We start from the raw sequence: 20,493 nt of genomic DNA, 5'->3' as shown, positions 1-20,493 counted from the left end.
AGGGTGTTCTAAATGGAACGTAAATTATTAGCAGTGGTATTTGGCTCATTTGCCTTAGCCAACATAAGCTTGCCTGCCTATGCTTCCGAACCTATGGGATGCATTATCAGTCAGCAGTCGGGGGAGAAGTATTGCCTTAAAGCGGGAGAGCGCTCAGGTTATTCACTTCCAAATTGGATTTATGCGCACCCGGTCGATGTACTCGCACCGAGTGGTGTTTCCGTTATGTTGAGTGACTGGGATAACCTGTCATACAACAGACTTGCCGTTTTTGACACTTATACGTCAAACGAACAACTTAAAAATGTGAAAGCGTATAATGGTCGATACTTAGACTTTTCTAAGCCTCGTTCGATGCGAGTATTGGCGTCTGAGCAATACCCAGAGGCGTGTATTGTCAGCCTAGAGAATAATGAACGTTACTGTCTAAAAGAAGGTCAACGTTCTGGTTACTCATTACCAGAGTACATCAAAGGTCATGAAGTAGAGGTGCGTGCTCCAGAGGGACTTGGTGTGATGCTAAGTGACTGGGATAACCTTTCTTACAATCGTTTAGCGGTGTTTGGCGGTTACAAGTCAAATACTCAGCTTGAGTCAGTGAAGGCTTACAACGGTGAGATCCTAGATTTTTCTAACCCTCGTTCGATGCGAGTTCTTGCTTATTCAGAGCCAGATAAAAAAATTGAAACTGAACTGAAATGGTCTTGGCAAGGCAGCAGCTTTAAGCCTGAGTCAGATCAGGTAATGGTCACGCCAGTAACCGGTCAGCTTAACGACGACAATGGTGACGGCCGAATCGATAACCAAGATGTCGCTGATGTGATTATTGTATCGTTTGAAGGTCGCAATTACTCACGTGGTGGTTTAGTTCGTGCGCTGAGCGGTGTGGATGGCTCAGAGCTATGGAGCTACGATAACGGCGGTGTTGTTGCTGATGCTCGTTACAGTCCTGCAGTTGCAGACTTAGATCACGATGGTATCGTGGAAATTGTCACAACCAGTACTGGCAGCGATTTCATCCAGGTGCTTGATAATCATGGTAATGTGAAGAAGCAGATTGCGACGGTTGAATCTGGCTGGAAAACGGTGGGTGACATCGCTTTAGCCGATTTGGATGGTGATGGTGATATCGAAATTCTGTCTGCTGATGGCGTTTACGATTATCAATCTGGTCAGCCAGTGTTTAGTCATAACTGGTCTCCAGCGTCAATCAGTGGTGACTTTGATGGTGATAATCGTCAGGAAGTCTTTGCCGACGGCACTTTATTCCAAAGCTCAGGCGCTGTTGACTGGCAGTACAGTGCTGCTGACAAAGTTTGGTTCTCTTCATTGGTGAATCTAGATTCAGACAAGCATCCAGAATTGGTGGTTTCTGTTCCAGCAAGCTACTCGTCTGCACAAAAGAGCTCTCTGGCGGTATTGGAACATGATGGTTCAACCAAGTGGGAAATAACCAATGAGAACAATCCTGGCGGTGGTGTTCAAGCGGTTTCAAGTTTCCTAGCGGCTTACAGTGAGTCAGTGACTCAGCAATCAGAAGTCTTTGGTTATGAGAAAGGCAATGTGGAGTCGGCACAAGTTAGCGATGAAAACTTGCTCTATGTTCGTTCTGGCGCGGCTATCGATGCGATTGGTACTGAAGCCCATAACACGATCGGCGGTAACGGTGGAGCGCTTCGCGATCCTATCGACCTTTCGCAAGTGACAGCTATTGACGTCACTTACGGTAAGTACTTCTGGGGTGGTCGCCACCTTCTGGCCATGGAGTTTTCTCTGAAGAATGGCTCCTCAGTCATGCTGGGATCGAAAAACTATGGCTACCATCTGCAAACGAAACGCTTTGTTCTTCCTGAAGGTGAGAGTGTTACGGGTGTGAATGTGTGGTCACAAGGTTGGCTGGTAGAAGGCGTTCAATTTGAGACGGCTACGTCAGTAGGTACTGACAGCATCGGTATCGTGTACGCAGGCTATAAAGCCGTAGACATGTACAACGCAAAAGGTGAGCTGGTTTGGTCGGTTGAAAACGATGATATCGGTAGTGGCAAGATCGGGGTATCTGCTTACGACTTTGATGCTGATGGCATCGATGAAGTGCTTGTTCAGGACCATTTCAAAGTGCGTATCCTTGATGGTCAGACAGGTAAAGAGCTTGCTGTGATCGATAACTCGACTGGAACCTTGTGGGAATACCCAATCGTTGCAGACCTAGAGGGTGACGATAATGCTGAACTGATTGTGGTAGCCAACAACTACGACAGCAAATACAACATTAACAAGGGCGTATATGTGTATCAGTCTGCTCAAGCTGATAAGCCATGGACAAACGCGACACGTATTTGGAACCAGCACTCGTTCAACCTGACTAATATCACTCAGGCTGGACAAATTCCTGAGACGTATCAGCCAAGTTGGTTAAACCACAACACTTACCGCTCAAGCACGCTACGTGCGGGTAAAACGGAATTCTCTCCGATCTTTGGTTATCCTAATGGTGATGTTCAAAAAGCGGAAGTGACGACAAGTGATGTACTTTACGTACGTTCTGGTCTTGCGATTGATGCTGTTGGTACAGAACTTAATGCGCTTATTGGTGGAAATGGTGGAGCACTACGTCACCCTGTTGATCTGAGCAAAGTTAAGAGTATTGAAGTGTCTTCAGGTCATTACTATTGGGGAGGTAACCATATCGTTGCACTTAAATTTAAGTTCAAAGATGGCTCTTCAGTCATGATGGGCTCGAAAGGTTATGCATCGCCAATCAAGGTTGAAACATTCGAGGTCCCTCAAGGGAAGCAAATTAAAGCCATCAATGCTTGGACTGCAGGTTGGCTGATTGACGCTATTCAGTTTGAATTGAATTGATAGTTTGATGAAAACGCCTCACACATGTGAGGCGTTTTTTTAATAGGCAGTAATGCCAAACTCTCTTAATTTCGCGGGAAGCACATCATCAAGGTGGTCGATGTCTTCAGGCATCACTTCAATTAAGTCAAATTGGTGCTCGTGATATATACGCTTGATATCGGCTTTCTTATTCTCAGGGAAATCGCCATTATCGCGTCCCCAAAATTGTAAATAGACTTTGCCAGTCGGTAAGTAAAAATCGCTTAGCACATCTTCATCAATCGGTAATTGGCGATCATACGCATGCACGATGCCATTCATATAAAGCCAGTTGTCAATCTTGAGCTCTCCCTTAGATCGCACATAATGTCCATCTAGCGTTCGGTGTTTGGCTTCGAATTTCTGCCGGAAGCTGGATATTGATTTATCGGTAGCATGCGCTTCAGCATCCAGACCTGAAAACTCGATGACTGATTGTTTGAGACGCTTGTTGCGGACAATTGAGTCATGCCAAACAGCAAAATGATTCCCACTTTCTTTGTCATGGCGTTGATATCCACCGACTTTGAGGCCATTTGCCGTTACCTCCCAACCCGTATCCATTTTTTGCAGCCAGCCTAATTCCTGAAGAAGCTGGTTGATTTTCTTAGCGCTGAGCGAGAATCGCTCCCCGATTTGAGTCGCGCTGAGAGGTTTACCACTGGTGGATACTGTATTAATCAGGAGGTTTTCTGGCCATATAATGAATTGGCCAAACTTTTGATGCTGAGCATATTCACCACCAAATGTTCGACCGAGCTCCGTCAATACCCATGCTTCATCAGAACGATTGATATAGCCCGCCAGCTTGAGATCTTGAAACAACTGTTTTGGCTCGATCTCTCGTAATTTTGCAAGAGCTGTGGTTGAGATTTTGTTCACTCTATTTCCTCCTCAGCCAGTTTGACTAGCGTAAGGTTATTCTTTGAGAAAAAGGAAATCTATTCAAGCAGATAGTTACAGTTCTGATAAATGATCATCAGAACTGCGTCCAATTAAGCTTTTGCGTGGAAGATAGCCATGGAAGCCGGTGCAATAAGTACCTGCTTGTGATCAATCGTCTGGTGGAGATTATGGTTGTCAGTATTGCAGACCATGATCCATTGCTGTCCATTGTCGCTTGGTAGTGTAAATCGTGCCGGAGCGTTGGTTTGGTTGATGCAATAGAACAACTCGTCGCCATGTTGTCCAATACCGAGCTGCAAGGCAACGGAGCTGAGCTGATTCCAATCATCATGTTCCATGAAAGTACCGTCAATACGACGCCAGTGGATTCGGTTATCATTTCTGTTCTCACCACTGAATGCGCGGATAAATGGCACCATATAAGTTTGGCGGGCTTGAACCATGTTGGCTAACCAAGCTTTGAATTCGTCTTTTTCGGGCGAAGTTTGCCAATTCAACCAACTTAATTCGTTATCCTGACAATAGGCATTATTGTTGCCTTTTTGGCTATGCGAGAGCACGTCAGCTGTCAGGATATGCGGAATGCCGAAAGCAAACAGCAAGCTGGCCATAAAATTGCGTTTTTGCTTTTCTCTTTTTTCTGTGATGATAGGGTTCTCGGTTTCACCTTCTACACCATAGTTGTCAGAGCGATTATCGCCATGGCCGTCACGGTTCTGTTCTCCATTAGCTTCATTGTGTTTTTGGCGGTAAGACACCAGATCTTGCATAGAGAAACCGTCATGATAAGTAATGTAGTTCACGGTGAGTTTGTATGGCCAGTTAGCCGCACTGTAAAGATCACGAGAGCCCATTAGACGGGTGGCAAATTCTTTGAGGTAGCCTTGATCACCACGCCAAAAACTGCGGGTAATATCACGTAATCTATCGTTACACTCATTCCAACCCAATGGGAAATTGCCTACCTGATAACCATTTGGGCCGATATCCCAGGGCTCAGCGATCAGTTTCACCTCTTTAAGAACTGGGTCTTGAGCTACTGCCTTGAAGAACCCTGAATTGGCATTGAAGTGTTCTCCTTCCCGACCTAACGTCGCGGCAAGATCGAAACGAAAACCATCAATTTGATACTCTTCAACCCAGTATCTGAGTGTATCCATGACCAAGTTGAGAGTCGGTTGATATGATAAATCGAGGGTATTCCCACAGCCAGTATAGTTGGCGTAATGCCCTGCATGTTTAACGTAATAATGCTCATCTAGCGCTTTTAGATTAAAGACTGGGCCTTGCGCATCCCCTTCAGCAGTATGGTTGTACACCACATCGAGAATGACCTCGATACCATGTCGGTGCAGTTCTCTAATCGTTGTTTTTAGCTCAGTTACTGCATCTTGGGCGGCGTAGCGTGGATCGGGTGCCATAAACACGTAAGGGTTATAGCCCCAATAATTCACTTTATCCGTCTTGAGTAAGTGAGCTTCATGCATACAAGCTGCAATAGGAAGTAATTGCAAAGTATTGATGTTTTGCTGCTTATAAAACGCAAGCATCGCTTCACTGACTAGTCCAAGGTATCGCCCTTGATGCTCTGGTCGTACGTCTGGGTGGAGTTTAGTCACCCCTTTCACGTGGGTTTCAAACAGCACCATTTCTTCACGTGGACGATGTGGTCTATTGACACCTTGCCAGTCGAACTGGTCATCGGTCACCACACATTTTGATAATTCAAAACTTTTCGCTGAATTAAAGGGAATGGAATAAAAAAGAGGTTTATCCAGCGATTTTGCATAAGGATCTGAAATTAAGTGCGCTTTTCCTTTTTCAACAATAATGAATCCGTATTTCTGACCGGCTTTTATACCGGGAACAAAGGTGTGTTTTATTCCTGCATATTCATTTTCCAACGGATAGGTTTGGTAATGATTGCTTTCATCAAACAGAGCCAGCAAGAGATCTTTATTCTTAGGAGCATAAACCGCGAAGTTACAACCTTCGTGATTTAATGTAGCGCCAAGAGGATAGGGGCGAGAGAACGGCATGGTTAATCGCTTTATACGCTTGTAATTTAGTAACTGGAACTAAGTAAATAGCTTTGTTGTTAAGACGTCAAGAACCTTATGTATAAAATAAAAATGTAATTTTATTTCAAATTGAAGGTGCCTTTTTGTGTAAAAGGTGAGCTATGTGACGTTTTGTGAGGAAGCTATAAAAGAATCTTATACCTCCTCCCCCTTATATTTGTGACATAAGCCTAATGTACGTCGTTCGGTTATTTTTCTCATCCCTTCTCATCCCCCCAAAATAAGTGTTAGGTGGAGGAAGTCAGCCTTGAGCCTTATCGGTAATCTTGTCAGCAGTTGAAGCAAATGGGGTTTAGGCGATATAGCTTGGCCCATCTTACCTCTCTTTTTGATGGGTTCTGTTCCTGCCTTTTCAGAGCGATTCAACGAGTGAGCTAAAAGAATAATAAACCCTAAATGGAGTTAAAAATGAAAAAAGTAAGTGTAATTGCTGCCGCAGTGGCTGCGACATTAGCAGCGGGTTCTGCTTTCGCAGAAGACAAAGTTCAGCAAGGATGGCAAGTTAACGGTTATGGTCATCTTTTGTATAACGTTGGTCAGTCTCTGGCGCTAAACGAATCGTACGAACACCGACGTGACTACCGTGCGGCCGGCGCTCCTTTCTCAGGTAACCCAAACCAAGTGGAGTTCACTGTCACTCGTGGTGATAATTATGAGAGCGGTTCTTGGTCTAAATATGTTCTTAAAACAGAGTATGGAAATAACGAAGGTGGAAATGGTCGTGGGTTCTATGGCTCTTCATCAGGTAATGAAGGTCACTTTGAAACCGGGCAGCTAGAATTTAAAGAAGCCTACGTTGAATTAGGCGATTTATCTTACTTTAAAGAAGGTACTAGTGTTTGGGCTGGTAAGCGTTACCTTAACCGTCAAGCTGGTATTATTACTAAAGAGTTTTGGAAACAATCATCAGGTGTAGGTGGTGGTATCCAGTACAATGACATGGGTCTTGCTGTTGTGTCTGCTGACTCTGGTGAGGGTAGCTGCCTAGATGCGAGTACTGGTGATGACTACAGCTGTAAAAATGATGGTCTAGACGATCAGCAAAGTAGTACGACGATGACGTCAGTAGATTTTTACTACTACGGGTTTGAAGCATTAGGTGGTCGTTTTGACTTCGACGCTAAACTGATGACTCGTACCAATGTTGAATCTGTTAACACTGCAGAAGATGGATTTGGCCTTTCGGTGACTTACTCTCGAGATTACTATGGCTTTGATGGCTGGTCTCTAACAGCTTTGACTTATGGTCAAGGTGTTGCAGCAAACCGCGGGGTGAACTTTGGTCAGTGGAGTGGTAACTGGCAAAAAGATGATGAATCAATCTTCCTAACTTCTTACGGTGTTGCAAACATTACGGATAAACTGCAGTTAGGCACAGAAGTGACATACTGGGATCTTTCAAATGATGAGACGAATCAAGTATGGGGCTCTCAGGATGGTTTATCTCGCTTAATTGTTGGTGCGACTCCTTCTTATAAAGTGAACGAAAACTTCCGTATGGAAGCGACATTTACCTACGCTCTTGAAAGTTTGGGCTCTGATGGTACTTGGGGACGTGAAAAAGCAGATACGAGCTTCTATACCGCAACCCTTGCACCAGTTATGACTGTCAATGCTGATTATTGGGGACGTCCACAAATCAAGCCTTATGTATCCTATATGTCATCTAGCGATAGCGGTTATAAATGGAGTAATGGGGGAGATGATTCAGAAACACGCGTTGGTATTGAAGCAGAAATTTGGTTCTAACCATCGGCCATTACTTGATAATATGTAATTTGGAAGGCGGTCGTTAGACTGCCTTTTGTGCTTTCGAGAATAAGGAAAATCAAATGAGAAATAGCCTCATATTGCTGCTATCTGGTATCGGATTATTTGGATGTTCTGCTTCTAGTGAAAATGTTCAACTAATGGAGCAAAGCCTTTCTCCAGTGCAAGCTCAAGTTTGTTGTGGAACAAGTCAAGAATTCCCATGGATTTTCTTAAAACAGAATGAAGAGCTGGAATTTACCATAGATACCGCTTCCCCAGTGTTTGATTTTAATACGGGGAAAAGTTATTTCGCTCCGTTTGCGTTTGACTCTCAGTCTGGTGCTGTTGAGCTAGTGATACGAAGCAATATGAAAGATAACCGTGTTGCTATCCCAGTCATAGAGTTGCTCGATCAAGATTTTAATACCGTAAAAACGCTTAAACGTGATGATTTCCAAATACAATTTTCAGATGCTTTTGCGAGAAATAGATTTGAATTACAGATAAGTGTAGACACGATTCAAACCCCTTATATGGTGATATATTCAGACAACTCTGATCTGGGTGAAAGAATAATGGTTCCTCATCCGGCGAAGTTGAGAGCACAAGAAACAGGAGATCCTATGCCAATTGTTACGGATCCCACGTACTACGCTGCGAATCTTGGCTCTTTTAGCGTGAATGTTAAAACGTTAACTTTGAGTGGATATAACCAAAAGAAACTCGTCGAGCAAAAGATAAGTTCAGACACGAAGAAATCGCCTTCAGCACAAATATTGGTGCCTGTTCCAGAAACTCAACAATACTACCATCAGGCGATTACCGCTGCGGTAGAGTCGAATGATTTAAACAAAGCCATTAGTTTGCTAGAAGAAGCAAAAGCACTAAATGTTGAAGGTGCACAAGAAATTTTCGTCAAAGCGGTAAACGCGAAGAAGTAAAAAAATAATGGTTTAAAAAGCCGCAGCTAGAGGCGTCTGGCTGTGGCTTTTTCGAGCAGAGGTTAGACTTTAAAGTACCTGAGCTGAGCTGTGAGATGTTCTGCTGTATTCGCCATCAGTTGGCTATCTTCTGCGAGTGACTGGGACGCTTGAAGCACTTCATTCGCTGCCAGATGAATACCGGACACATTTTCGTTCATTTCTGTAGCAACGGTACTTTGCTGCTCAGACGCCGCGGCAATTTGAGCGACCATATCATTTGCGTTTTGCATCTCATTGACGATGACATCAAGCTGTTCACGTGTTTTCGTTGATGCCGCAACACTTTCGTCGACTTTTTCATTACTGCTTTGCATTGCCGTAAAGGTTCTGCCTGCTTGCTCGATGAGTTTTTCAATGGTCATTTGAACTTCATTGGTCGAGTTTTGTGTTCGGCTGGCAAGATTACGTACTTCATCGGCGACAACCGCAAATCCTCGGCCTTGTTCACCCGCTCGTGCTGCTTCAATGGCGGCGTTTAATGCCAATAAGTTGGTTTGCTCTGAGACATCGCGAATAACCCCAACTACATTACTGATCTCATTAACGCCAGTTTGCAGGTCCGTTACCAAATCGTGAGCGGTGGAAATATTGCGAGAGACTTCTGCGATAGTGTGTGAAGTGGTTTGCATGGTTTGATCATTACGGTGAGCATGTTCGACCACTTTATTGGTGCTTACCGAGGTGTTTTCTGCATTGGTTGCCACATCTGAAATAGTCGCGCTCATCTCAGTCATCGCGGTAGAAAGTAGTTCTAACTGGGCATGCTGAGAATTAACGCTGGTCGCTGCTTCTTCACTGGCTTGAGCAATATTGCAGGCCATGGCACTGGATTGTTCTGCTGACTGGTGTGCGGTGCGCAATGTCTCTTGCAGTTTGCTGAGCATCTTGTCGATTTGTTGGCTCATCTCTCCCAATTCATCTTTTCTCGACATACTCATACGAACTCGTAAATCGCCATCGGCAATTTTATGAGTGTTATCGATCAACTGATATAAAGGCGTAATAATATTGTTTGAAATGGTATAGCCCATGCCGAGTAAGATGGCTGAAAGGATAGCAGCGACAAACGCTTCTTTCAGAGCAAGGGCATAAAAAGCCTCCTGAATATCAGAAACTAGTAAACCCGAACCGACAATCCAACCCCATTCTGGGAACAGTTGAACATAGGAGATCTTATCCTTAAGCTTGCCTTGGGGGCTTTTCCATTGATAGTCAAGAAACCCTTTTTGTGCACTGGTTTGAGAAATGGAGACCATTTCTCGCCAGTGGAACTTTCCCGCTCCGTCTGTGAAGCTCTTGGCATTTTGCCCATTTAATGCAGGTTTAATTGGATGCATAACAATTTGCATTTGTTGGTTTAGAATCCAAAAATAGTTTGATTCGTCGTAACGCAATGCCTTGATGGCATTTAACGCTTGCTGTTTAGCGATTTCTTCTCCGATCTCTTGTCTCTGATCGTAATAGTACTGAACTAGGCTGATAGTCGCTTCCACTTGAGCACTGAGCTTGTCTTCTCGCTCGTTCATGGAAGATTCCCTTTGCTGGATCAAATTATAGATACAGGCCATAGCGATAAAAATTATTGCCAGAGCCACTATGGTCGCCAGTTTATATTTGATGGTGAGGTCGCTGAGTTTCATTGTTAAGCCATTTTTATAGTTTGTGTTTTCATTTTGAAGGTGAACAGAAAGGCTATTCAATGTTTTGGAGATGAAAATTGATTCTTGTCATGAATAAATAATATTCATTTGGTTGCTTAATGAGTGGTGAGCTGGATCAAGGTAAAGCAACGGAGAATCATTTTGTTTGATGCATAGGTTCACATATTGCGATTATATCGTTGCTGTGAATGCATTAATGTCGTTTCAATGAGTTATTGAATTTGGTGTTTGGTCATATTCCTACCACAATCTATTAATAAACCTATTTATTAGATTGCGGTTGCCTCTAGTGAAGTGGTGTATGAAAAGCTTATGAATAATGAAATTAATGTGTATAGGATGAAAAGAGATGAGAAATCTAGGTTTTAAAAAGCTATTGCTCATTTCCATTATTGCGCTGGTGGTCATATCTGTATCTGTTTCAAGTTATGTCGCTTATGTGAAGCAGGAAGAGACGCTGGTGGAGTTAATTACCGCCTCAAACCAAAGCTACGTGAAAGGGCAAGCACAAAAGATAGCGGATCAACTAGGAGAGAAGGTTGGTGGTTTAGAGAAGTTGGGTAAGCACTTTGAAAGTAAAGAGATAACGGGTACGCCTGACGATTTTATTGAGCTCACTCATGTCATTGCTAATGCCACTAATTTGAATAGCTCTGTCGTTGCCTTTACTAATGGTGACGCGTATTGGAACCAAGAAGCCAGCTCATGGCCTAACCACAAGTTTGATGGGGATGTGACCACTCGGGGCTGGTATCAGGCAGGGCGGCAAAGTACCACGACATCGATTACTGAACCTTATAAAGGCAGTGAGGGCAGTGAGTATTGGGTGTCGATTGTCCGTAAGACATTAAGTGGCATGATTTCTGTGGATATGCAGCTGGGTTTCCTTAATGAGATTGCTAAGAGTGCAAACAACATTCCTGGAGCGGTTGCTGTCATACTAAATAGTGATACTACCATTCTGGCTTCATCAATGGATGATGTGGAGGCCGGTAACAAGACAGACAAATACCCTTGGCTTAATACTGTCGCCAATAAAACAATAGGGAAGACGGATGTTGTTTACGATGGCCATGAAGGAGAGAGCGAAAAACTGTTCTTTTCCCATGAAATCAATATTGCGGGCAAGAAGTGGTACTTTGTGGTCGGTCTGGACAAAGACATCGCCTTTGCTGATCTTGCGTCCGCTAAGCAAGCGGCCATCTTTACTGCAGTGATTGCGACGGTGATCAGTATTATTGTTGCGTTACTTGTCATGCAGGTACTGTATCGTCCTATTTTGGTGTTAAAAGAAACCATCGCAGGGCTGAGTGAAGGTAATGGCGACTTAACACAACGTATCACTGTGACTACGAATGACGATTTAGGCCAAATTTCGGAAGGTGTGAATAAGTTTATTGCTAGTTTGCAAACCATGATGTTGGAAATCAGCGAAGCGACTAACCAGTTGAACGGCAGTGTAGATCGTATGCGTGATCAGAGTCAGCGTAACTCCTCCATTCTCCAAAGCCATGTACAGGAAACAGAGCAAGTGGTGACGGCGATAGAAGAAATGAACTCTACCGCTGAAGCGATGGCAACAGATGCAGCGAATACGGCTCAGCTGACGCATAAAGCTAACGAAGCGGGTTCAGCATCGAAGGTGACAGTCACTCAGGCACAGAGCAATGTTCAGGACTTGGTCGATGATGTCAGTGTCGCTTCAGATAATGTGAACAAGATGGCGGCGGAAACGGATGGTATCAATACTATTTTGGGTGTCATAGGCGATATTGCCGAGCAGACCAACTTACTGGCTCTGAACGCCGCCATTGAGGCTGCTCGTGCTGGTGAACAGGGGCGTGGCTTTGCGGTCGTTGCTGATGAAGTTCGCAAACTTGCGAGCCGAACTAAAGACAGTACCGAAGAAATTGAATCCGCATTGGCCAGTTTGCTTCGAGGTAGCCAATCAGTTGTTGATTCTATGGATTCCACCAAAGCAAAATGCGGTCAGACAGCCGAAGGCGCAGGAGAAGTAGCTGAAAGTCTTGATGTGATGACTGACTTCGTGACAGAGATTAATGATCTGAGCACGCAAATTGCGACCGCAGCTGAAGAGCAAAGTAGTGTCACGCAGGAGCTGAGCCGTAACATGAGTGCGATTAATGACATCGTGGGTGAACTCGATAGTAATGGTCAACGGGCACTTGAAGATGCGCACAGTATTGCTGATATCAATGCTCATTTATCGAGTATCGTCAGTCGATTCAAGCTGTCCTAGCATTGAAAAGAACCTAACAAGGGCCTTGCTTAACCGCAAGGTCCTTTTCGTTTCTGGTTAAAGTATGACTGAGACAGGTTCAATAAAGCAATTGGGTGTTTTGTTAATTACTTGTTAATTCGTGACGACATTCTACGAACGGCACTTCTATGTGATACTTTTTATACATCTTGTTGTCTACTCGTTCATCACCTATAGACATTAGGCGTGCTTGCCAAAACATAACAGGATGTGTGAGGAGGACAATTTGCGACACTCAGCGATCACTCAGGAGCAAGCTCCAGCACTGGCTGCTTTACTTGATAGCGACTACCGACTTAATTTTCAGGAGCTTATGGAGCAAATTAAGTTATCTAACAAACCACTGTCGCTTGCAACGATCAGATTCATACTTGAAAACGTGGCTTTGAATGACACCGAAATAAAGGCATTAGCCAGCTTTGATGAAGACAGTTACTGTCGAAAGAGACTGTTTAAAAATGACCATTGTGAAGTGCTTATCTTGAGTTGGCTAAATGGTCAGAGAAGCAAAATCCATGATCACTTAAACACCGCTTGTGGTGTGCGTGTACTGCATGGTGAAGCGACAGAGACCTTATTTGAAACGGCAGCGAACGGTCATATTTACGCATCTCAGTCATCCCATTACCAGCAAGGTAGTGTGACTGTCAGCAAAGACAACGATATTCACCAAATATCCAATTTGCAGGCTGATGATGAGCCTCTGGTTACGCTGCATGTTTACTCTCCGCCGTTACAACAGTTCCATTTGTACCAACTTGAGGGTGGTGAGCCAGAGCTCCTAGATTTGCAGCAAGATTCTTGGTTCTATGAAATTTGATATCGAGCTGACGGCTAATGCAAAAGGCGAGCAATGTTGCTCGCCTTTTCATTTCTACCGGTATTCTGAAATCAACATTGCTCGTGTATCTTCTTCCAGCGCTTCAAACATATGCGGTAAGTCTCCAGGGTACGAAATGTAATCCCCTTCCTCTAGTTCATGAGGGTCCGATTGCAACCCGAGTTTCGCTCGGCCTTTGACAATAACCACATGCTCTACCACACCCGGGTGATGAGGCTCCGAGATAAATGGTTGACCGGGTTTGACTTCAATCCAATAGATGTCGCGGCACACATTCGCTGGGCTGGCTGCGAGTAACACGGCTTGGTAATCCTTTTGCTCCGAAAACACGCTCACTCCCTTACCGTAGCGAATGACTTTGGTCGTTGGAGTTGGTGTTTCGATTAGACGAGAAAAAGGAATATCAAGGACAACGCAGATGGACCAGAGCGTCTCAATACTTGGGTTTCCAACGCCATTTTCGAGTTGTGAGAGCGTCGATTTCGCGATGTTAGCGCGTCTTGCGACCTCAGCGATACTTAAGCCAGCATTCAACCTTTCAGCATTAAGAGTGGCAGCGATTTGTTCGATTGGCGGTTTACTTTGATCCACAACGCTCTCTCTGGTCAGTGTGTTTCCGTTCATTATAAAAAACGATAGCATGATTTGACAAACGTTTTTCTGGTGTTCATTATAAAATTCATTCGTTCATTATAATGTTTATTCTCGGTTGCATTCGGTGGTAGTAACCAATAAACGTCGAGGTTTTTATTATGGAATACCTACTCTCTGTCGCTTTGTTTGCCGTTTCATCTTCAGTGACCCCGGGGCCAAATAACATCATGGTGATGACATCTGGACTGAATTTTGGAGTAAAACGCAGCTTGCCGCTGTTAACCGGTATTTGTGTTGGATTTACTTTGATGTTGCTATTGGTAGGGCTGGGCTTTGGCGAACTTTTTTCTTTGATCCCTCAGCTTTCTTTGGCGGTCAAAGTCATGGGAACGCTTTATCTTTTATATCTCGCATTGCAGATCGCCATGGCTGACAGTGTGAGTGCTGAGAAAGGTCGAAATCGACCGCTTGGTTTTCTAAACGGAGCTTTGTTTCAGTGGGTCAATGCCAAAGCTTGGGTGGTGGCAATTGGTGCGATATCCGCATTTACGACAATAGGTGAAGGGTATATGACTCAAAACCTGACCATCGCCTCGATGTTTTTTATTGCCTCGTTTCCTTGTGTTGGCGTGTGGTTAGTGTTTGGCTCTTCGTTACGCCGATACTTAGACAAACCAGCCTATTTGAAAGCTTTCAATAAGCTGATGGCGTTGCTACTCGTCATCTCTGTCTTACCTGTGGTTGGAGAGATCATTGGGCAATTCTGAATGAAAAGCGCCAAGCGAAAAGCTCGGCGCTATGATGACTATTGATGAGAGGCGTGAAGCAAGTGCGAGAATCCATTGTCTTTCAGGCTTCGCTCCATGAGAGCAATAACCTGGCGACTGGTTTCATGAGGAACGAAGTCCGAGCTCGATTTACCATCAATGATCAGCTGGGATAAGTGAGAAGCTTCAAACTCAAATCCACCGCCTGTAGGTAAGTGTGAGATCTGGGTATGTTCACCTTTGTAGGTGACATCAATGACGGTTGGATTCCACCACTTATCTTGGATAACAATTTCGACCTCTGGCCCACGTATTGTCGCGACACGTTTTAGGTCTTGGCTGATTGAAGCGCCAATCTTACCCTGGATACCGTGAGTAAACGTAAACTCTACGGTTTCATCGACCTTGGATTCATTGTTGTACTTCTGATAGGTCACCGATGGTGGTTGGATCTCACTTTGCTTGAGCTGGCAAAGATCCGCGTATAGCCAGAGAGCATAAACGCCGACATCTAAAGTCGCACCGCCGCATAAATCAGGGTTGAAAATCTGCTGTTGAACATCAAATTCATGCCAGTTGCCGAACGCCGCTTCTATTGATTCAATCTCAATACTATTCTTTTGAATGAAATCTCGTAGCGCTCGGTAAGCTGGGAAAGTCACTGACTTCATTGCTTCCATGAGCAAGAGGTCTTGTTTAACTGCCAGTGCCTTCATGTCGTCCCAGTCTTGGGTGTTAGTGAACGCCGGCTTTTCAACCAGAACATGCTTGCCATGGTCTAAGAACAGCTCAACCATGCTTTTGTGAAACGGATGGATAGTCGCAATGTATACGGCATCAACATTTGGGTCTTCCGCCATGGCTTGATAAGAAGAATAAACGTTTTCAGCCTGATATTGCTGGGCAAAAGCATCTGCGCGTTGTTTATCTCTGGCTGCGACGGCATATAGACAAGCCTTGTCGACATGCTGAGTGAGATCGGCGGCAAATCGATGTGCAATTTTACCCAGCCCGGCAATGCCCCAACGTACTTTTTGTTCTGTCATATTAATTCTTATCATTCTAGTATTTGTGAGGATGATACTAGCGATGAGCACGGGTTTACGTCAAATAGAAGTGTTTGAACTGAATGAGAAAGCCGCCGGAGTCGGCGGCTATAGATTGAGGTGAGCGCGCACCTTTACCTAGGTTGTTTTTAGGACTTGTTTAGTGCCCAATACTGCTTAGCCGTTATACCGTAATACACTTTATCGTCGAATCCTGATTCAACCCTATAGTAGTCAACTTGGCGACCTTCAAATGTAAAACCGCATTTCTCCATAGTTTTGTATGAACCTGTGTTAGCGCCATAGCAGTCGGCACTGACTTTGTGGCTACCTAACTCGTTAAATGCAATATCGGTGAGCAAGCGACAGGCACGAGTAGCGATCCCTTTGCCCCATGCGTGGACGGGAAGTTGATACCCGACTTCGTAGTTACCTTCGAGAAACATCACCTTAGATAATCCGCACATACCCATGTAGTGGCCTTGTTTGTCCCGAATGACAAATGTTGGGCTGTCTGGCCAATTACCTTTGTTTATTGCGTGTTCAGTGTTTTCAATGATTGGGGTAAAAAACGCGTGAAACATACTTTCCTCTGCGGGAGCAAAGAACAAGTAGGCGTTGACCTCTTGGTCGTTAAGCATTGGAATGATGTCATTTAGATCTTCGCGTTGAATCAATTTGATGTTTAGTGAGTCGCCAAAGGAGATTGATTCACCACGTTTTAGTTTTTTGTATGTCATTATATGCCTCTCAATTTGCTCAGCATGGTAGATCAACATCTGCGCCGAAAATTGGATATTTGCGACAAGTGTTATTCGAAGTCCCCGTAGATGTCGATGGTTAGGTCTCGGTCTTTGAGGTACTTAGCTGGTGTCCGATTGAGCTGATGTTTGAGTTGGCGGATTAAATGTGATTGATCACTAAAACCAAATGCTTGTGCAAATTCAGCCCAGTCGGGATCGGCATCTTGCTCATAGATAGACAACACAATTTCTTCCAGTTTCATTATCATGAGATATTGCTTAACGCTGAGCCCTGTAACTTGTTTGAAGTGCCTTTCTAAGGTTCTTCTAGAACATGCACATTGGTCGGCAATCTGCTCGATACTCCAGTCGGATAGGCGATTTTCTATCATTTTGGTCGCTTGCTGTGTAATAGAGAAAGCGCGGTCTTTTTTGTTGTTTAGGTTGAGCTGGTGGAAATGTTGATGAAATACGTCAAGCAGATGTGATTTGTCATTCGATTGCCATAGCTGGTTGTGGAGTGCGGGCCCGAAAAACGTATCCAACCAAGTAGGCCAGCCGCATTGGTTAAGATGATGACCGACAGAAGAATTGAGTAGGTACAGCCCCTCGGGCCTGAAAGTGACACCGATACGTTTTAGTGGAGCAGAGTCGTCTAATGACAGTAACTGATCGCTCACCAAAAGCAGGTGACTCCCTTTACCTTCAAATTTAGTTATGCCGCTGTCGTAACTGTACTTTTGTTCATCCGGCGTAAAGAGTAAATGAGCCCTTGGATTGGGAATGAGCCTTGGTTGTTGCGTGATGACATCGTCTGCCTCTAGCTCCAGATACCAGACTTGATGTATTAACCATTCGAAATCTTGCAGCGGTTGTTTCCAAGTAATCATGGCATATTTAATTCAGGGGTTTACTAAACAGTCTACGTGATAACACGGCAACCTAGCAAAGTGCTCTTACTTCTCAGTGTGGTATAAAAAGTCAATCATTCCGGATAGTTAAGCATTTCGTGGGTTGATCCTCATATCAGTAAAACATGTCGTTTTAGTGACACTTAAACAATAAGCAATAAAATTCATATCAATAGTTATTGTAAATCTGTCTTAGATCTCAAATTGTTAACATTTACGTGTTGTTTTTTTAACCTAGCGCAAAGGCTCTCATCGGATGAGTTGAATAAAAGAGAGCCGAAGACTAATCCTATTTAACGAGCAAAAGTGGTTTCGATGTTTGGAATTTTGCTCGCTGATGACAAAGCAAATAACGCTAATTTCAGGACGAAAAGGTTAATAACATCATGAAAATAATGACAAAGATTGCCTCCATTGCAGTGGCAATTGCGTTTTCTAGTTTCACACATGCTGCCATAGGAAACTACAAGGTCGTGCTGATTCACGGCTTTCAATCGGATCAATTACAGTCCAAACCTGATGCTGGTCAGGTTGAGCTGGAAGGTGAGGACTACTGGAAAGAGTACTGGCTCCAATACGCTGACGCTCGGATTGACTGGCCTGCTTATGAACGTGTTGAAGGCAAAATCTCCAGCGAATACGCTTGGCCTAAACTCCAAGAGCTGTCCCGCAATGGAACCTGCCAGTTAGGGTGTATTTTTGTGACGCACTCCGCTGGTGACCTTGTTGCACGATACCTGCTAGACAATCAGGAAAACTGGCTGACTAATGCTGGGTTAGAGCCTCTCAATATTGTCGCTACCTACGATTTCGCTGGTGCTGGTGGCGGCTCTGAGCTTGGGGATATTGTGGTCAACATCATCGAAGGGGGAGGCTGGGCAAACAGTGCGATGCGCTACGCTATTTCACTGTGGCTGGGGGAAATGCCTAATCGGGAAAACTCAGGTGTACTCAATGATCTAAAAGTCTCCAATGCACGCCAGATAGCGCGTCTGTCAGAGCACCGCATTCCTAGAATTCGATTTATTGGTAATGGGACTGACTATTTCAAAACGACGTCGGTTTTTCTTCCCGGCAATGATGACGGTGTTGTGGCTGCGCATTCCGCTTGTGGCGCAGCAGAATCAGGAAGTTACGACAGCTGTTCAACAAGTTTAGCGATGAACGGCAAGATAGCTTCTCAAAGCAAAGGCGTCTCTAACTTTATGCCCGAGCACTATCCCTTGATCATGGGAGACGACTACAGCCACAGTGATGTAGTGGGCCCGAAACACAAAGGAGAAGTTACCTCCAGTGTGACGGATGTGACGTTAGCCAATGGCCAATCTGTCGGTGTTACAACTTACAAGGAAAACGGCTGGTGGGGAACCAAATATCTGTACGTACAAGGGTCTAATAAAGACACTATGTCTGAAATTGCGGTTAGCCTAAACTGATCGTATGCAGGGCTGGGTAAGATGCCTCAGCCCTGATTTTCTGGAGAACCTTATGAAGACTAAGTTATGGGCATTCAGCTTCATCACTGCGTTGACAGCAGCAGGCTTCATTTTCTGGCCAAACCCCGTTGAGACATCCGAATACGCCAAGCCTAGGGGAAAAGTGGGTCATGATGCAGCTCCTCTTCCTGAAGGGGACAATAGCTTTATTGTTTCAAAGCAGGCCTCGATAGACGGGGGAACCCCCATCGAGACGAAGGCTGTGGCACTGAAGTTAAAGCAAGTAGCCATCAAACATCAACAAATTCTTCAATACCCATCATACTCTCAACCGATAGTTAATGAGAGCAGTCCCTACTTGAACTGGAATGCATTTGAAGTGGTTGAAACTCCGATACTGGATGGTAAATCAACGGCTTCGTTGGGCGTTAAAAAGTTCCGGCACTTCTACCCTGAACCGATACGGGTTGAGCTCAAAACGCAGCAGACCGTTCTTGGCACTTCATTGGATGTCGTTTCTGTTGCCACGCAGCAAGTCCTAACGACATTGCCTGCGGATGAAATGCAGTGGCAAATCACGCCGGGTAAAGATTGGCCAGAAGAACTGAGATTAATCGCACGTGTCGACTTTGAGCGAGGAGAAGATATTGTTAGTGCCGATGTGCGTTTGTATCATTCAGTAGCAAGTGTGGTGTCGGTGTCAGAGGGATATGCGCAGGGGCCTGATATGAAGATTCCGGTCACGTTACAAATCGATAAAGAAGGCATATTCAGACTCCGTGCGAACCTCTATCAGAAAGGCGGTAAAGCCATTGCGTCTTTAGTTGAGAAGCAACGATTGTCAGAAGGTGAGCAAACAGTGGATTTAAAAGCGTTTAAACGAGTCTTGCCAGAGGGCGAGATCGATCTAGAGCTACGTGATGTGGTGATTGAACGTATGTCAGGTCACCCTGGAGAAAAAGCAGGTTATGGACAGAGCGATGCCGAGAGCTACCCTGTTGGTCGTTTTGATTCCGGTACGCTGACGGATGAAGAGTACCAAATGACAGAGCAGGAAAAGCAGCAACTGGCTTTTCTGCAACAAATGCTTTGAGATATTTGGTTATTACCACTGGATAGAAAGCAATTGTTGCAATACAATTGAACGATGTTTTATTGCTGTTGAGCCGCTATGTTTCGTACTAAGTTCTTTCTTTTGTTTAGTTTCTGTTGTACCGCGACAGCCTGTACAAGTACTGAGGATATCTCTTCAGATAAAGTGACAGAAGAACATACCGCTGAAGAAACAACGGATATCAAAGAAGTAACGACCGCAGACAAACCTGAGTCAAATGGCAAAGGTATTGATGGACAAGCTCTGCTCGATAATGAGCCGACTCGCCAAATTCTAAGTTCACTGGAAAGTGTGACCGATACGCTCAATGTCCTGACTTTTGGCATCTTCGCTGGTGAACATCGCTAGGTATGTTTTGCGAAAACGCTAAGTTTCAGAGAGTCTGGTTTTAAATTGATTGAATCGTCTTGACAGTGGTAACCTCAGTAACAGTTCTCTCGCATAGTACGGCGAAAGCAAGCATTCGCTTTTGACCTGAACTGCCCACCATTCAA

The 20,493-nt window shown here is 44.5% G+C and carries 16 protein-coding genes; 9 read left to right on the top strand and 7 right to left on the bottom strand.

The features are described from left to right. Window positions 1-12: 12 nt before the first annotated feature. Complete coding sequence (locus L1D31_RS02395; protein WP_239835494.1) at window positions 13-2,862, top strand: beta-prism lectin domain-containing protein; 2,850 nt, start codon at window positions 13-15, stop codon at window positions 2,860-2,862. A 39-nt stretch (window positions 2,863-2,901) separates the two neighbouring features. Here L1D31_RS02395 and L1D31_RS02390 read toward each other — a convergent pair whose 3' ends face one another. Together L1D31_RS02390 and glgX are read right to left on the bottom strand one after the other, a co-directional pair. Then, window positions 2,902-3,765 carry a glycerol kinase gene (locus tag L1D31_RS02390; protein ID WP_239835493.1) on the bottom strand — a complete coding sequence of 288 codons (864 nt, stop codon included), beginning with the start codon at window positions 3,763-3,765 and terminating at the stop codon, window positions 2,902-2,904. 113 nt (window positions 3,766-3,878) lie between these two features. Then, window positions 3,879-5,828: a glycogen debranching protein GlgX gene (glgX, locus tag L1D31_RS02385; protein ID WP_239835492.1), complete on the bottom strand. Its 1,950-nt coding sequence runs from the start codon at window positions 5,826-5,828 to the stop codon at window positions 3,879-3,881. 450 nt (window positions 5,829-6,278) lie between these two features. Between glgX and L1D31_RS02380 the strand changes: the two genes are divergently transcribed. Together L1D31_RS02380 and L1D31_RS02375 are read left to right on the top strand one after the other, a co-directional pair. Then, window positions 6,279-7,619, top strand: coding sequence for a carbohydrate porin (locus tag L1D31_RS02380; RefSeq protein ID WP_239835491.1), 1,341 nt, complete (start codon window positions 6,279-6,281; stop codon window positions 7,617-7,619). 83 nt (window positions 7,620-7,702) lie between these two features. Continuing rightward, window positions 7,703-8,563: a MalM family protein gene (locus L1D31_RS02375; RefSeq protein WP_239835490.1), complete on the top strand. Its 861-nt coding sequence runs from the start codon at window positions 7,703-7,705 to the stop codon at window positions 8,561-8,563. Window positions 8,564-8,625: 62 nt separating this feature from the next. On the opposite strand, the gene L1D31_RS02370 is transcribed toward L1D31_RS02375, so the two are convergent. Continuing rightward, window positions 8,626-10,245, bottom strand: a complete 1,620-nt coding sequence (locus L1D31_RS02370; RefSeq protein WP_239835489.1) for a methyl-accepting chemotaxis protein — start codon at window positions 10,243-10,245, stop codon at window positions 8,626-8,628. Window positions 10,246-10,615: 370 nt separating this feature from the next. On the opposite strand from L1D31_RS02370, the gene L1D31_RS02365 reads away from it, so the two are divergent. Next, on the top strand, window positions 10,616-12,526 hold the full coding sequence (locus tag L1D31_RS02365; protein WP_239835488.1) for a methyl-accepting chemotaxis protein: 1,911 nt from the start codon (window positions 10,616-10,618) through the stop codon (window positions 12,524-12,526). A 247-nt stretch (window positions 12,527-12,773) separates the two neighbouring features. Next, window positions 12,774-13,367 carry a cysteine dioxygenase family protein gene (locus L1D31_RS02360; protein WP_081261434.1) on the top strand — a complete coding sequence of 198 codons (594 nt, stop codon included), beginning with the start codon at window positions 12,774-12,776 and terminating at the stop codon, window positions 13,365-13,367. A 54-nt stretch (window positions 13,368-13,421) separates the two neighbouring features. On the opposite strand, the gene L1D31_RS02355 is transcribed toward L1D31_RS02360, so the two are convergent. Continuing rightward, on the bottom strand, window positions 13,422-13,979 hold the full coding sequence (locus L1D31_RS02355) for an XRE family transcriptional regulator (protein WP_239835487.1): 558 nt from the start codon (window positions 13,977-13,979) through the stop codon (window positions 13,422-13,424). A 161-nt stretch (window positions 13,980-14,140) separates the two neighbouring features. Between L1D31_RS02355 and L1D31_RS02350 the strand changes: the two genes are divergently transcribed. Continuing rightward, window positions 14,141-14,749: a LysE family translocator gene (locus tag L1D31_RS02350; RefSeq protein WP_239835486.1), complete on the top strand. Its 609-nt coding sequence runs from the start codon at window positions 14,141-14,143 to the stop codon at window positions 14,747-14,749. A gap of 38 nt (window positions 14,750-14,787) precedes the next feature. Here L1D31_RS02350 and L1D31_RS02345 read toward each other — a convergent pair whose 3' ends face one another. The 3 genes from L1D31_RS02345 to L1D31_RS02335 all read right to left on the bottom strand — a co-directional run bounded on the left by L1D31_RS02345 (window position 14,788) and on the right by L1D31_RS02335 (window position 17,428). After that, window positions 14,788-15,795 (bottom strand): Gfo/Idh/MocA family oxidoreductase, encoded by a 1,008-nt coding sequence (locus L1D31_RS02345; RefSeq protein ID WP_239835485.1) that lies wholly within the window; start codon window positions 15,793-15,795, stop codon window positions 14,788-14,790. Between the two features lie 149 nt (window positions 15,796-15,944). Beyond that, window positions 15,945-16,535: a GNAT family protein gene (locus L1D31_RS02340; protein WP_239835484.1), complete on the bottom strand. Its 591-nt coding sequence runs from the start codon at window positions 16,533-16,535 to the stop codon at window positions 15,945-15,947. 71 nt (window positions 16,536-16,606) lie between these two features. Further along, window positions 16,607-17,428, bottom strand: a complete 822-nt coding sequence (locus L1D31_RS02335) for an AraC family transcriptional regulator (RefSeq protein WP_239835483.1) — start codon at window positions 17,426-17,428, stop codon at window positions 16,607-16,609. Between the two features lie 407 nt (window positions 17,429-17,835). Between L1D31_RS02335 and L1D31_RS02330 the strand changes: the two genes are divergently transcribed. The 3 genes from L1D31_RS02330 (at window position 17,836) to L1D31_RS02320 (ending at window position 20,347) form a co-directional block, all read left to right on the top strand. Beyond that, window positions 17,836-18,885 carry a hypothetical protein gene (locus L1D31_RS02330; protein ID WP_239835482.1) on the top strand — a complete coding sequence of 350 codons (1,050 nt, stop codon included), beginning with the start codon at window positions 17,836-17,838 and terminating at the stop codon, window positions 18,883-18,885. 52 nt (window positions 18,886-18,937) lie between these two features. Next, window positions 18,938-19,978, top strand: coding sequence for a hypothetical protein (locus L1D31_RS02325; protein ID WP_239835481.1), 1,041 nt, complete (start codon window positions 18,938-18,940; stop codon window positions 19,976-19,978). Between the two features lie 78 nt (window positions 19,979-20,056). Further along, entirely contained in the window at window positions 20,057-20,347 is a 291-nt protein-coding gene (locus L1D31_RS02320) for a hypothetical protein (RefSeq protein WP_239835480.1), read from the top strand. Window positions 20,348-20,493 lie beyond the last annotated feature (146 nt).

The organism is Vibrio sp. Isolate23, from assembly GCF_022398095.1.
GTDB classification, from domain to species: domain Bacteria; phylum Pseudomonadota; class Gammaproteobacteria; order Enterobacterales; family Vibrionaceae; genus Vibrio; species Vibrio coralliilyticus_A.
This window is presented reverse-complemented; position numbering and strand designations above follow the sequence as displayed.

Bases quoted from the DNA above. Each gene is read 5' to 3' on its own strand.
- L1D31_RS02395 (WP_239835494.1), top strand. From the start codon at position 13: ATGGAACGTAAATTATTAGCAGTGGTATTTGGCTCATTTGCCTTAGCC.
- glgX (WP_239835492.1), bottom strand. From the start codon at position 5,828: ATGCCGTTCTCTCGCCCCTATCCTCTTGGCGCTACATTAAATCACGAA.
- L1D31_RS02380 (WP_239835491.1), top strand. From the start codon at position 6,279: ATGAAAAAAGTAAGTGTAATTGCTGCCGCAGTGGCTGCGACATTAGCA.
- L1D31_RS02375 (WP_239835490.1), top strand. From the start codon at position 7,703: ATGAGAAATAGCCTCATATTGCTGCTATCTGGTATCGGATTATTTGGA.
- L1D31_RS02370 (WP_239835489.1), bottom strand. From the start codon at position 10,245: ATGAAACTCAGCGACCTCACCATCAAATATAAACTGGCGACCATAGTG.
- L1D31_RS02365 (WP_239835488.1), top strand. From the start codon at position 10,616: ATGAGAAATCTAGGTTTTAAAAAGCTATTGCTCATTTCCATTATTGCG.
- L1D31_RS02350 (WP_239835486.1), top strand. From the start codon at position 14,141: ATGGAATACCTACTCTCTGTCGCTTTGTTTGCCGTTTCATCTTCAGTG.
- L1D31_RS02345 (WP_239835485.1), bottom strand. From the start codon at position 15,795: ATGACAGAACAAAAAGTACGTTGGGGCATTGCCGGGCTGGGTAAAATT.
- L1D31_RS02340 (WP_239835484.1), bottom strand. From the start codon at position 16,535: ATGACATACAAAAAACTAAAACGTGGTGAATCAATCTCCTTTGGCGAC.
- L1D31_RS02335 (WP_239835483.1), bottom strand. From the start codon at position 17,428: ATGATTACTTGGAAACAACCGCTGCAAGATTTCGAATGGTTAATACAT.
- L1D31_RS02330 (WP_239835482.1), top strand. From the start codon at position 17,836: ATGAAAATAATGACAAAGATTGCCTCCATTGCAGTGGCAATTGCGTTT.
- L1D31_RS02325 (WP_239835481.1), top strand. From the start codon at position 18,938: ATGAAGACTAAGTTATGGGCATTCAGCTTCATCACTGCGTTGACAGCA.
- L1D31_RS02320 (WP_239835480.1), top strand. From the start codon at position 20,057: ATGTTTCGTACTAAGTTCTTTCTTTTGTTTAGTTTCTGTTGTACCGCG.